This is a genomic window from Paenibacillus sp. LT-B23 (assembly GCF_059417685.1).
Genome location: NZ_JBSQBM010000037.1, coordinates 1 through 13,514 on the forward strand (window position 1 = coordinate 1; position 13,514 = coordinate 13,514).

Annotated in this window: 12 protein-coding genes and 2 pseudogenes; 8 read left to right on the plus strand and 6 right to left on the minus strand. The window is 41.7% G+C overall.

Annotated elements, in window-relative coordinates; genetic code table 11:
• Nucleotides 1-550: 550 nt before the first annotated feature.
• Both ACWXW9_RS27705 and ACWXW9_RS27710 read right to left on the minus strand, forming a co-directional pair.
• Nucleotides 551-1,021, minus strand: coding sequence for a 2-thiouracil desulfurase family protein (locus ACWXW9_RS27705; protein WP_494932010.1), 471 nt, complete (start codon nt 1,019-1,021; stop codon nt 551-553).
• A gap of 253 nt (nt 1,022-1,274) precedes the next feature.
• A complete protein-coding gene (locus tag ACWXW9_RS27710) occupies nt 1,275-1,691 on the minus strand; it encodes a NucA/NucB deoxyribonuclease domain-containing protein (RefSeq protein ID WP_494932011.1) in 417 nt (138 codons plus the stop codon).
• Nucleotides 1,692-1,935: 244 nt separating this feature from the next.
• Here ACWXW9_RS27710 and sigK point away from each other — a divergent pair, with 244 nt between their 5' ends.
• The 5 genes and pseudogenes from sigK to ACWXW9_RS27735 all read left to right on the plus strand — a co-directional run.
• Entirely contained in the window at nt 1,936-2,637 is a 702-nt protein-coding gene (gene sigK / locus ACWXW9_RS27715) for an RNA polymerase sporulation sigma factor SigK (RefSeq protein WP_494932012.1), read from the plus strand.
• 306 nt (nt 2,638-2,943) lie between these two features.
• Entirely contained in the window at nt 2,944-3,489 is a 546-nt protein-coding gene (locus ACWXW9_RS27720) for a PadR family transcriptional regulator (RefSeq protein ID WP_494932013.1), read from the plus strand.
• Nucleotides 3,467-3,964, plus strand: coding sequence for a hypothetical protein (locus ACWXW9_RS27725; protein WP_494932014.1), 498 nt, complete (start codon nt 3,467-3,469; stop codon nt 3,962-3,964). Before ACWXW9_RS27720 ends, ACWXW9_RS27725 begins: the two co-directional genes overlap by 23 nt.
• A 3-nt stretch (nt 3,965-3,967) precedes the next feature.
• Nucleotides 3,968-4,222 carry a hypothetical protein gene (locus ACWXW9_RS27730; protein ID WP_494932015.1) on the plus strand — a complete coding sequence of 85 codons (255 nt, stop codon included), beginning with the start codon at nt 3,968-3,970 and terminating at the stop codon, nt 4,220-4,222.
• Between the two features lie 34 nt (nt 4,223-4,256).
• A pseudogene (locus tag ACWXW9_RS27735) lies at nt 4,257-4,432 on the plus strand (sigma factor-like helix-turn-helix DNA-binding protein); the annotation flags it as partial.
• Between the two features lie 214 nt (nt 4,433-4,646).
• Here ACWXW9_RS27735 and ACWXW9_RS27740 read toward each other — a convergent pair.
• Both ACWXW9_RS27740 and ACWXW9_RS27745 read right to left on the minus strand, forming a co-directional pair.
• Nucleotides 4,647-5,621: an alpha/beta hydrolase gene (locus ACWXW9_RS27740; protein ID WP_494932016.1), complete on the minus strand. Its 975-nt coding sequence runs from the start codon at nt 5,619-5,621 to the stop codon at nt 4,647-4,649.
• Nucleotides 5,618-6,247 (minus strand): TetR/AcrR family transcriptional regulator, encoded by a 630-nt coding sequence (locus tag ACWXW9_RS27745; RefSeq protein ID WP_068496096.1) that lies wholly within the window; start codon nt 6,245-6,247, stop codon nt 5,618-5,620. Before ACWXW9_RS27745 ends, ACWXW9_RS27740 begins: the two co-directional genes overlap by 4 nt.
• A gap of 254 nt (nt 6,248-6,501) precedes the next feature.
• Between ACWXW9_RS27745 and ACWXW9_RS27750 the strand changes: the two are divergent.
• Nucleotides 6,502-6,663, plus strand: a pseudogene (locus ACWXW9_RS27750) (sigma factor-like helix-turn-helix DNA-binding protein); the annotation flags it as partial.
• Between the two features lie 426 nt (nt 6,664-7,089).
• Nucleotides 7,090-7,599, plus strand: coding sequence for a discoidin domain-containing protein (locus ACWXW9_RS27755; RefSeq protein ID WP_494932017.1), 510 nt, complete (start codon nt 7,090-7,092; stop codon nt 7,597-7,599).
• Between the two features lie 79 nt (nt 7,600-7,678).
• On the opposite strand, the gene ACWXW9_RS27760 is transcribed toward ACWXW9_RS27755, so the two are convergent.
• Nucleotides 7,679-12,274: a fibronectin type III domain-containing protein gene (locus ACWXW9_RS27760; RefSeq protein ID WP_494932018.1), complete on the minus strand. Its 4,596-nt coding sequence runs from the start codon at nt 12,272-12,274 to the stop codon at nt 7,679-7,681.
• Between ACWXW9_RS27760 and ACWXW9_RS27765 the strand changes: the two genes are divergently transcribed.
• Entirely contained in the window at nt 12,201-12,365 is a 165-nt protein-coding gene (locus tag ACWXW9_RS27765; protein ID WP_494932035.1) for a hypothetical protein, read from the plus strand. The genes ACWXW9_RS27760 and ACWXW9_RS27765 overlap by 74 nt on opposite strands.
• 152 nt (nt 12,366-12,517) lie before the next feature.
• Here the strand turns inward: ACWXW9_RS27765 and ACWXW9_RS27770 are convergent, their stop codons facing one another.
• Nucleotides 12,518-13,396, minus strand: a complete 879-nt coding sequence (locus tag ACWXW9_RS27770) for a hypothetical protein (RefSeq protein WP_494932019.1) — start codon at nt 13,394-13,396, stop codon at nt 12,518-12,520.
• Nucleotides 13,397-13,514 lie beyond the last annotated feature (118 nt).

The window sequence follows — 13,514 nt, forward strand, 5'->3', positions numbered from 1 at the left end:
GAGGGAGTTTAATAAAAAGAGCAGATTGTAACGCCTGCTCAACAATGCGTGATATTCAACTACCGTGTCCCGTTAGCTCAAATATATCTTGCTTAGAGAGACTCGATTCCCCATTCTTTATATAAGTCGTTAAGCTCATGTGATGTCTTTGTAACAAAACTCTTAACCATATCTTCTTTTAAATAAATTGGGGTAATCTGGGGTTCATTGTCCTTATTGCGTAGCCACTGTAGTTTTATATCTCGGTATTGGCTTACTTCAATTTGAGTTAACAATGGTTCAATACTATAAGCATTTCCTACATAGAGCTTGTTGAGAACGGCTTCAGCCCATTCTTTTCTCCTAATTAAACTTACCTCACCCTTAGCTAAGGGTGAAATCCTGCGAATTCATGAGCCTGAGTGAGGAAACTAAATCATATTGAGGGAGCTTAATGAGGCCACGACAGTCTAATACTTTATTTTCTTCTGACACCAGGAGTCTTTCTTTCATGAGTATTGTAAGAGTTCAAAGTCCGTTTTTTATCCCGACTCGCATGTCTCCCAACCCGCTAAATATCCTCATGCAGGAAAATTTCCGACACTTGTTCTTCCGATATTACCTTAAAGCCTTCCTTTTTCAGCAAAGCCGAGGTTACGCCGTTACCTGCTATTTTCCGGTTTTCAAATGACCCGTTATAGATGGCGGCTGATCCGCAGGACGGACTGTTTTCTTTTAAAATAATGAGCGTAGCGTTAATTTCTTTAGCTATGTTCAAAGCTTCGTATGCACCTCTAATGTACATCTCACTGACATCATTACCCAGGGACTCAACCACCTTGGCTGTACCGTTCAGTACATCCTCCCCTGTCCCGCCCACAATTTCAGCAGGCGGTCTCGGCGTCATAAAGCCCCCCAACAGCTCAGGGCAGATCGTCACAGCCTTCTTTTCCTCAACCAACTTCTGAATATGTACGTCCAAGCTATCCGTCCCGTTATACCGGACCTTCATCCCTGCCAAACACGAACTTACCAAAATCATCTGCTTCCACCTCATGTCCATTGCTTTTCACAACTTAAGTTATTTAAGTATAATCAAATTTTCTCATAGAGTCATCGTACGAAAAATAAAACTTCCTTCTTCCATATCAATCATGGTGCTTCTTCTACCGTATGACATTAAAAATGAAGAAAGCGAAGCCGTCCCGTAAAGTAGGGATAACTCCGCTTGATTTAAGATAGCCAAAACGGTTCTTCCTGTGCCAACATAACTAACGTCTAATTTCTAGACCTCACTAATTCACTATAAATTTAACCCGCGTTCCATCCGGATAATCTTCCAATTGATGACTTACCCATGATCCTGCGCCACGATTATCACTAGGGCTTATATAACGGATGTCTGCCCCTGCTCCTCCCTCTGCACACATCGCCATCGGCCACTCGTCACGGTCATATCCTTTTTTGGTCGGATATCCCTTTAAGGACTCTTTGCGATTTTCCTCAGCTCCGTCTCGGTCAATCGTACAAACCGAAGAATGACCGGCTGCAATTGCATCCTTAATATGCGCCCCGGTTTCCGGATAGCGAGAGGTTGGGAAGCTCAGGGTATACCCTGCTGCTGCCCTCTGCATGTTCACTACAGGTTCTGCATAAGCACTTTGTACGGATAAAATGGCAGCCAGCAAAAAAACAATAAGCCCTCTTATCATTACACACCTCCATATTCTGTTATTTGTCTATAGAATACGATTTGAAATGTGGAATTGTGTTAAATTATGGTATTTCAATGTAAAAAATCCCTACCCGCAAATAAGGTATAGCCATAAATTGTGGCAAAACAGTTTTCGGAGTACAGGCACGGATGGGCACCTGCCCACATACAATAAACAGACTCACAAGCCCGGTAAGTACCATAGGCCGGCAAGTTCGCAACTACCTCAGGAGGTGTCATCCGTGCCCGGACTATTTAGCGCTATCGCTCTGTTCATCAAGGAATTGACGCTGCTCGTCTCTTATGTGAAAAACAACGCCTTTCCGCAGCCATTGACTGAAAAAGAGGAAGCCCGACACCTGAAGCTGTTTGCCGAAGGCAATACGCAATCCCGCAACACACTAATTGAGCATAACCTGCGGCTGGTGGCTCATATTGTGAAAAAGTTTGATAACACCGGTGAAGATTTGGAGGACCTCATATCCATCGGCACCATCGGACTGATCAAGGCGATTGAGAGCTTTCAGACTGGAAAAGGTACCAAATTAGCAACGTTTGCGGCCCGATGTATTGAAAACGAAATTTTAATGCATCTTCGCTCACTAAAAAAAACACGCAAAGACGTATCTCTCCATGATCCTATTGGGACAGACAAAGAGGGCAATGAAATTACTTTGATTGATATCCTCGGCACCGAGGCGGACGATATTGTGGATAAGGTACAGCTCAAAATAGAGAAGAGTAAAATCTATCGTAACCTGGATATTTTGGATGAGCGCGAAAAAGAAGTGGTTATTGGTCGATTCGGCCTAGAAGCCGGAGGAGAAGAACGTACACAGCGGGAAATCGCCAGAGAGCTGGGCATTTCGCGCAGCTATGTTTCAAGAATAGAGAAAAGGGCGCTGATGAAGCTGTATCATGAGTTTTATAAGGTGAAGCGATAGAGATGTTGAAAATTGCAGTTTACTTTGAGAAATCTAAAGGGATAACATCCTTTTGGATTTCTTTGTTTATATTGAAAGCGCAGTACTGTCATTCTTTGATTCTAGTCCAGCGTAGCTTAAATAATCTTTCAAATAAAATTTTAGCAAGCGCTATTGACAAATCGATCGTCAATCTATACATTCTATATATATCGAAACGATATATATAGAATGTATAGATATAACTTAGCTATATGTGAACAGAGATAAATTCCCTTTGATTTCAGAAGGATAATTCACTGAGCCAGGAAAGAAGGGATAGATTTTATGTTGATTTATGTAATACTTGGGTTCCTCTGCGAAAAGGATATGACAGGATATGAAATCAAGCAGAAGATGACGTTAAGTACTTCCAACTTTATTGACGCCAGCTTCGGAAGTATATATCCTATGCTGAAAAAAATGGAAAAGGGGGAGCTTATCAAGTATGAAGAAGTGGTAGAGGAAGGCAGATTCAAAAAATCATATAGTATCACGGAAAAAGGGAAGAGTGAATTTATAGAATGGTTAAAAACACCATGTACTTTTTCCCCTTTTAATTATGAGTATTTGAATAAGCTTTTCTTCTATAAATATCTTGACGATTTTGAGGTTGTTCGATTAATCGCCAGCTTTCAAACCACTGTCGCCTGTGAATATAACAAGCTTGCCTTGATAGAAGAGAAACACGTTCATGAGATGAATGTATATGAGCACGCGACGTTGATGTTTGGCAAAGAATATTTTGAAATGATTATGAATTGGCACGATGGACTCACAAGAAAAATTACGGAAAAGAAGGATAATGAATATGAGAATGACAAAGAAATTTAAATTGCAGATTGCAGCTAAAAATGTGGATTTGTACAAATGGGTAACTGAGATGACTCCAGCTGAATATGAATCATTTTCAAAAGCTCACAAGGCAATGGGCAGTTATTTTGAAGATGGAGAATTCTATATGGTTAATGTGGAAAATATGGGGAATGAGATGATTGTTCAGCACTATCAATTAAAAGAGCACACCGAGGATCATTTGCGTTTCTACTCTGACAGGACAGAAGCGTATATATGGCGATGGATACCAGCCATTGTTGGAGTTCCATGGGAAATGAAGGTCACGCCTATTGATAACAACTCTTGCGAATTTAGTTGTACGATTGGAGCGGACTTTCCATCTCGGCTACTGGCTTTTGCAGCATGGATAAATGGTTTTGGTGGATTCTTTATGAGAAAACATTTAGCCGATGAGGGCGGAAAATTTGCTAAAGATATCGAAAAGAAATTTAATAACTACAGGTATGTATAAATCATGAACGAGCTGATCAGAAATATAGACCAGTCCCATTTCAAAGCGCGATCTGGTGCAGTGGGTGGAGTGTACAGCGAATGGCTTAAGCTTGAGATCATCAATGATCCAAACATTCTGAGTGCGAAAATCAAAAAGAAAAGAGACGGCTATAATACAGAGAACCTGTACATCCCGCTTATATTCGAACAAAGAAGAGCAAAAAACATTCATTTTGGCCGGAAAGGTTATGGAAAAGCTGCAACAGCTTGCACCTGAAGCCAAATTCAAGGGAAGTGCTACAATAACATTAACTGATGAGCGTGAAAAAGAGGTGGCTATTGGTCGATTTGGCCTGGAAGCCGGAGGAGAAGAACGTACACAGCGGGAAATCGCCAGAGAGCTGGGGATTTCGCGTTCGTATGTGTCCGCATTGAAAAGCGTGCATTAATGAAGCTGTACCATGAATTTTACAAGCAGAAGGGGTAATAGTTAAGTCTTTTCAGTTATTCTCTCTATCCTTACTTGTATTTCAAGGTTTTTCCGCTTCAATAATAACTATATTGCTATATATTTTCATTTAAAACGCAAATAAAAGCCTGTAGTGGTTTTCTACACTACAGGCTAAGAATGCTTGATATTATTGGGTATTTTTACTTCGTCAGGACAAGCTCCTCCGCTAGTTGGCTCTCTTGGATTGAATTTATTTTCCTACATACTCATCCAAAAAGCGATCTACTCTTTTGAAATATTCAGTAGGGTAATGGTTGATGGCATCGATGTGCTCTGTATTTTGCGGGTACCATACTTCTGCTTTTGGGTTATCTTTTAATGACTCGTAAATAATTTCTGTATTTTTATAACTAATTTGCTGATCTCCAGTACCATGAATGAGCATAACTGGCTTGTCTTGCATCTTTTTTACCGCATCCATAGGAGATATGGAATCAAGATCAACCTTAAAGGCCCAATTTGCCATCCATGTCGATGTATAACTGAATGGAAACGCAGGTAAACCTGAAAAGAAGGGCAAACCCTCTCTCAGAAATAGACCAGCATTACGAAAAGGACTATCCGCAATTACGGCTTTGATGTCATCACTTTCACTTGCGGCTAGCAAAGAAGTAGCAGCACCCATTGAAAAGCCGATAACTCCAATGTTATCACCCGTATGTTCTCTGGATTTTAAATAGCTTACAGCTCCTAGCAAATCGTATTTTTCATTGAGGCCCAGTGTAATCAAATCACCATCGGATTTACCTTGCGAGCTGAGGTCAAATGCCAATACATTGTAGCCTTTCGGAACGAAATGCTCTACTAACTTTGGCGTCCGCCCTTTGACTAAACGATTGCTCGTATATCCATGGACGACAATAATCGTCTTATTACTTGCTTTACCAGAAAGACCACTTGCAGGGAAGAAGGAACCTCTAATCGTATTATCATTTTTCAAACTCTTGAACTCGACCTCTTCGTAAGGAGTTTTATTGATATTCAATTCGTAGCTGACATTAGTGTCTCTAGGATGGTGCAACAAGGTGTCTACTACTTTATAAGATATAAAAAATACAAGAGCCATCACAAGCAAAAGCACGATTCCTATGCTCCATAAAATTTTCTTCCGTTTTTTCACACGAACGTTTAATGTCAGATCGGGTTGTAATGATGTTTGACTCATTCAGACTCCTCCAGTTTTTCTTTAGGTTGTATGGGTGCAAACAAATAAAAGGCATGCCCCTTCAGATTTTCCCACTCGGGATGATGAATAATACTTTCTCCAAGAGTTAAGCCCACTCCATTTAAGAAAGAGATATAGGCACGAGAGATCATTGCTGGAGAAAAGCTTTTGTTGAATTCTCCCATTAACTGTCCCTTGGCATAGACGCATTCGATCGCATCTGTCATTACCTTTATACTTTCAAGGACCTTCTGTGTAAGTTCAGGAAATCTTATTCGTTGTCCTAAGACAGATTGAACAAGCCGTAATTCATTTATATAGAAGTAGATATGGTTGAATTGTTCTGCCACCATGTTCTTAATCAATACGCCCGGCGTCCCCTCTTGTTGTAGACAAGCAAGCGATTTCGCCTGAATATCAGCAAGCGGCTCAAGGACAGCTGCGTAGTATAAAGCTTCTTTGCTAGGGAAATATTGAAAAATGGTTCCAGGAGTCACTCCCACACTCTGCGCAATGATAGCCGTTGTGGTATTCGAATATCCACTTTCTGCGAACAGGACAACAGCTTCTTCTAGGATACGTTTACGCCGCTCCAGTCTTTTTTCTTCATTGATGGGTCTTGCCAAATGTATTCCCCTCTCTTTAAGCTAAACTTTCGTTAATTAATTAAATGATCATTTATTTAATTAATAATATATCTTAAATTACGACTTATAGCAAGAGTGAATTTACTTACGAGCAGGATGAACCTCAACATATAAAAACAAGCCGGAGTGCTGCCCAACATGCGCCTCCGGCTTGTTTTTATCAGGTTATTTTGGATGAGTAGACGTTCCGCCTTCCTTAAATTTGATAAACCGGTGAAGATTTGGGGGACCTCATATCCATCGGTACCATCGGCCTGATCAAGGCCGCCGGAGGTGAAGAACGTACACAGCGGGAAATCGCCAGAGAGCTGGGGATTTCGCGTTCGTATGTGTCTCGCATTGAAAAGCGTGCATTAATGAAGCTGTACCATAAATTTTACAAGCAGAAGGGGTAAAACGTGTTAAGCGCAAATATATGAACTGCTTTAGGGTGTCAATAGGGGCCTTTTTCGTAATTATATCACTTAAACTCAATCATAAAACCATTTGAACAGTTGTTCCATCTTAATGTTAGGAATACGCGGGGGTTGCTTTTACTGTATGTGTCGTCATCAACAGCATTCTAGCAATAACTGTATATACAGCCTTGCGCTCATTTACGAATTGAAGCAATCAAGTGCTATATCTAACCCGGGTTTACTTCAGTCCATTTGAAGCTATGTAGACGACAATCTCTACCTGTTGATGAGTATTGATGTGTTTTTTCTGGCAGTCGCAATATGTATTTTATATTAGGGAATACATTTATTGAGAGATTCATATGAATATAAAATAATAATTTCAACAATATTAAATAATTTAACTAATGGAGGAAATCCAACATGACAAAATTTAGTCAGAATCCAAACGATTATTCTTTTTCAATTGATCCTGTCGTTATAGCAGAAGAAAATGTTTCAACTAATGGTGATTCCAAAAATACTTTTCCAAAAAATATTTTAATTGATAATAATCTTTCTTGGGAGAGCAGCTTAAGCGGTAGAGGTGGAGAATTGATTTTCAAATTAGATGAAGGCAAAACGATTAATGATATCCTCTTGGCTCAGCCAACCTTTAAAGCTTTTATTCTTACGTTTTCTCTTCATGGTTCAAACGACGGAGAAAATTGGTTTAGATTAGGTGAAGTAGAAGCTGTGCCAACTACTGCAAAAACGACTTACCAATTTAGCAATGAGATTCCTTTTCAATATTATAAAATAACTGTACTTTCATCTGGTCTGAATAATACAACAACCTATTATGGTGTACGATATATTCAGTTAAGAACCGCTTCAATCAATGGCGTTCCAGCCTATAGAAATTCCAATTTAAATCCCGCTATTGCGGAATAAAAATCAATGTGAGCATACTGCATCAATTCCTATATGCACATATACAAAAGAGGGGCTGGCTAATGCCACCCCCTTCTTTTTATTGAATTTTTTGAATCATGTTATAAATCATTTCAGCCGCTTCGGCACGTGTGATTTCCTGTTTTGCACGGAAGCTTCCATCTGGATATCCTTGTACTAAATTAATTTCGGTTAGACCAAGTACATCTTCTCTGGCCCATTCCACAATTTGAGAGGCATCTGAGTAGATATTGCTTTCTTGTTGTGGCGTAGCCTTGATAACGTTGTTCACCATTTTAGCCGCCTGCTCCCGATTAATGACGCGTTCTGGAGCAAATACCTTGTTACTAAATCCCCGAGCGACCTGATCTTTAATCGCTGTTTTTAGTAGATCAACATACCACGCCGATGGATTGATATCCTCGAAGCTTAAAGCCATATCCGTTTCGAGCGGTAATTTCAGGGAACGGACGAGCATCGAAGTGAACTCCATACGTGTTACAGGTCTGCTCGGCTCAAAAAGGGTTTGGGTCATACCCTTCACTACCCCCAAATCTGCAAGGGCATTAATCTTATCTTTATTAAATGCCCGTTCAATGTCACTAAAACGATTGGGCTTCGTTTCGACTGAAGGTGCTTGAATGATTGCTGTTTCAGTCAACTCCTCTACATCGGACTGAATCGGCTTAACAATCCCCCCACCTCCTGCTCCACCGCCTGAGGCTGAGGCTTCAGTACTCCCTGTTGTTTTACCGTTCGCTTGTTTAGCAATGGTACGCTTCCCTTGGCTGTTTTCTGCCCAAAGCTGAACAGCATACGATTGTTTCTCTTTAAGTTGACCCCAAATAAAGCTTCGATCCTTACCACGATATAACTCTGTTTGCCCTTCACTGGTGAGCACGAAAATATCATTTTTGTGTTCTGACTCCCAATGGATCATAAACTCGCTATTGGTCGTTTCTGTTTTCGAAAACGCAAATTCTGGAGACGGTAACGTTTCTACCTCGCCTTCTGTCTGTTTACCTTCACCGCTTGTGTTAACCGGTTTAACGGTAATACGATACACCGTGGAGCTGTCCAAGCTATCTACTTTAAAATTAGAGTTGGCCGTATGACCGATAAGCAGCCCATTTTGGTATACATGGTAGGTATCCGCACCAGGAGCTTCTTTCCACGTAACTACCAGATTGGTATCTGTTACATCTTTAAATGTCAGCTCATGATCTGGTATTTGGCCTGGGAGCGCACGATACGTAAATGGAGTCCACTCACCTGCGCCCGTTGTATTGACAGCTTGAATGCCGAACGAGTACATCGTACCGGGTTGGATACCTGAAAGCTTAATACTAGTATCCTTGGTATCCACGATTTCACCAGTATCTTTCCGAATTACAGCATATTGATAAGCATTTTTGGTTTCATCCCAGTTCAGCAAAATCTGGCCATTCCCTAGCTCTGTGACTTTGACGTTTTGCACTTGAGGTGGAAGCGTAAGCAGTTTTTCCCGCACAGGCTGACTGAACCCACTACGATTACCGCTGCTTACCTGAAAATCGTATTTTTTTCCACCTTCTAATCCGGATACAACTACACGTGATTCAGTGCTGTAATAATCCTGACCATTGATTGATACTTTATATTTGGTCGCCCCATCGACTGGGTCCCATACAATGGCAGCATCATGTTCCCGAACATCTACTGCAACAAGTTGTACAACCGATGCAGGTAGTGTTAATGCGTTGATAGTCGTATCTTCACCCCTACCACTTCGATTGTAGGCTCGTATTCGAATATTTGCGGTCATACCCGCGGGCAATCCATTAAAAGTATAGACATGGCTTCCTCGGGGAATCCGTACATCTGGCTCATCATTAACATTCAAGATGTATCCGTCAGCCCCTTGTACATCTTGCCAACCTACACTGACAGAATATACATCATTCTCCACACTAGCCAGCGTAGTTACCCGATCAGGTAATGTGATGACCCCTAAATGAGTATAATCTCCAAAGCCGGTTGCATTTTCAGCGGAAATGGAATAATCATACTCCGTTCCTGCCTGAAGTCCGTGATCAGCGAATTCAGTATACACATCCTTATAAACAGATGCTTTGTCCCGCTCCAGAGCATAGTATGTCGCCGTGATTACACGATTCCATTTCAAGTCGATTCCATCGTCCTTCACGGTTACATTTTGGAATCCGCTTGGGCTACCTGGCAGGCTTAAAAAAGACACATGTTTGGCCGCACCCTCTCCACTGGCATTCATAGCTGATACAGAAACATCGTAAAATTCTCCCGGTTTCATTCCCGTAATTGGATTATACACATCCTGTGTAACAGTATCCTTAAATATAACTTCGCCTGTACTAACATCCGTTGCTGTAATCTTATAGTTGTCAGCTGAAAGCACTGGCGTAAAATCAGCCATGATTTGTGCTGAAGTACGAGAAATGGTTCGTAATCGGATCTGATCCGGGGCATCAGGTAACGTTAACACACGAACCCGATTGGAATAAGCATTGCCCCCCACGTGATTACTGGAACGCACTTCATATTCGTATTGACGCCCTCCCTGTAGCCCTTTGTCTGTAAAAGAATTTGTCGGATGCGTAACATCCCAAATCTCATTCGTCGTTAAATTTCGGATGGTATAGACGTAACCATCATCAAGGCCCGATGGAAGAGTCCATTGCAGATCGACCTCTGTATTTCGTACGGATGACGCAGAAAGCTCAGCCGGCTGAGGCTGCTTCTGAATGCGAAGTGCTCTGCTGACCGTTTCAGAAATGTTACCCGCCTGATCTTTAACCTTGGCATGAACATACCATTCACCTTCATTTAAAAGGTTAATCTGAATTCCTGTATCAGCAGCTGTATCCCAATGCTCGGGTACATCAGGGCTGTTCGTGATTTTATACTGCATCGTGGATGGTTCGATCCCCGAATGTTGGTCCGCATATCGTATCCCCACTTGAATGCTCGTATCCTTCCATTCACGCGAATCCGGTATCAGCTGGATCGTAGGGGGTTCCAAATCAACATAAGATGTTGCGAACACCGGATCACTCCGATTTCCAGCCGCATCCACAGCTTGAGCAGTCACTTTTACGATGCCAGAACTATTTAATACTCCCGATGAACCAGGAACATAATTGCCAGAGCCCATTTGATATTCGTAATGTATTGCTGAAATATCCGTTCCACCCGAAATAGCAAATTGTACTGGCTTATTGGTGTATCCGGTGGGCATCGTTACCTCGGAAAACGTAACCTCCGGGGGCGTTGGCTTGGTTCGATCAATCATGACCGATTGAGTCACGATTGGACTAGGCACGTCCAGATTATTGATTGTCCGTGCTGATAGTTCGTACAGCCCTTCCGCATTTAATGTAAAAACACCATTGTATGTCTGCCACTCCCCTGCTGAACTCAAACGATACTGCGTCATCTTGATTCCATTTGCAGGATCACTTCCTGAATCAATGGCAATATTCACATTGTTGATCGTTGGACCCACCTCGCTAGCTCGGATAGCAGGAGCAGTCGGTCCCTTTTTATCAATAGTGACTTCCTTGCTTACTTCTTGGCTCACATTACCCACGTTGTCTATGGAGCGGGCATAAACCGTGCTTTTGCCATCTTGATTAACATGGAATGCTCCACCATAATCTTGCCAACCTTGATTAATAACGCCCGTCACGCGAAATTGTGTATGGGCCAGCCCAGAATAGTCGTCCGCTCCTGGCTGCATTGTAATGGTATAGTCATTACTGTTGCCAGTTGCACTTATGATCGGTGGCGTCGGCGGCATTTTGTCTATCCTGACATTCCCGGAAGAAAGACCACTGTACTGGTTGTTCACGTCTACAGTCCGGGCATAGATTGTATTTACACCATGATCATATACAGTAAAGGGTCCTGTGTACTGTTGAAATGCTCCACCATTTAGGCTGTATTCATAGTATTTCAGCCCTTCAGGCGCCACGTCTCCATTGATCCAAACCGTTACAGGTCCTTTGGTCCATCCCGTACTTGCTTGGCCCTCAGCCCCTGCATTAATCTGGGGTGGTTTAGGCATCAGATCTGATTTGGGAATGACACGGACTCCAAACTTGGATATTTCATTACTAGTCTGCTGGTTAGTACCCATAGCTCTAAAATACCGAATATCTTTTAACGTAATAGAGTCTGTGATCTCTACCCATTTCCCTTGATAAGAGCTACTGGCATAAAATTTTGTGACATCGGTCCATGTATATAAATTCGTTCCATTAGGCTGCCAACTGTTACCCGCTGCTGCATTAGAAACATATATATTAGTATGGTAAGACCCTTCGATATAAACAAAAATCTTATAATCCGATGTCTTAATAGATCTTCCAATATCAACAAAACGGTGTGCAGGCTGCGTAGTACCATCGCATTTATATCTTGCTGAACCCGTACCATTATAAACTTCAGTTGCTCCTATTCCATTTCCTGACCATAATCCCCAACTGTCACCCCCACCAGGTAAATTATTTTGGCAAAAGGGTCCACCGATGATCTCTTGGGTAGCAGCTGATACCCTCTCTGGAAATATAGGGAGGGCGGTTAACATGATCATTACAGCTAAAAATCCATATACCCACTTGCTATACTTCCTTACCTTTCGCTTATTTCTTGGATACATACATTTCTCCCTTGCTTTATTTTATTTTCAAAGAGTTTTACAAACTCGTTTCGGCCAAAATAGAAAAAGCACCCCAAACGAAGGCGGTTAAGCCTAAGTTTGAGGTGCTTCCTCAATGCAACGAGTATGTTTTGAAGTTATTATACTTCGTTCTAAACGTAATGTAAACAGCACGACATCATTTAAAATTCATAAATTCTTGTATTCCACATTATTCCACATCTCAGGATTAGCCTTGAAGACTTAATTAACGTGAATGCCCAAGTTCCGAAAAAAGCCGCGCAAGTTCTGACTATATGAGTCCTGTATAGCGGAAGATTCCTTAAGAATATTTTGCATACTGTTCATAAATGCGGAAGCTGAAGTCGTATCAGCCTTGTCAAACCGGTTCTCTATTCGCGTGTTATTTAGCAACTCCGCAATCTCTCCTGTACGTTCCTTATATTTCTCAATCCATTTGGGGTTTTGAGGAACCTTTTGGGCAAAATCTATCAGCTGACTCAGTCCATTCCCTCCACCTTTAATGTCATTGATGAATGCTGTATACTTTTGGGGGTCAGCCTGCTTCATCAATTCCGACATTTTGACGTAATCCTCAGGGGCACCTAGCGGACGGTCTATTGGAGTCGTGTAACTAATATCTCCGGTCTCTGGATCAATTGATCGTGTCAAAGCAATAGCAGCTATCTGGTTCATGGTTTCCAAAAACTCTTTGGCCTTGTCACCTTCCATATAGTGGTCTGCAATATACTTGGATTGGGAAACTCCCATCTCCAGTAGCACGGTTCGCTGGCTCTCATCTGTTACTGTACCATTGACGATAAAATTGGATTCAATCATACTGTACACCGCATTGGAGACTTCTTCTGGCTGACCTTCTAAAACTCGGTTTAATGAATCGTTGATCTGGGTTGTACCGAAATACTTAGCAGACTGTGATACAATAGCTCCTTCAGCCAGCTGCCTACCGGTTTCGCTAATCTCTACGGAGTCTTGAATAACCAATTCGGAGCGTTTTCCTTCATAAAGCTGGGGGGATTGGGCTTGCTTTGCTGCCGGATTTATCCGCAAGCTACTAGTGTTAATAACGGCTCGTTGCATTCTAAGGGGCTCAAAATTCATTTCATTTCCTCCTGTCATTTGGTAACAGGCACTCTAAGTCGTATGTATAATGTAATGTGACCCTGTTTCTATATATATCGGACAAAGCACATATGGAATGAATATATGCTTTGTCCTA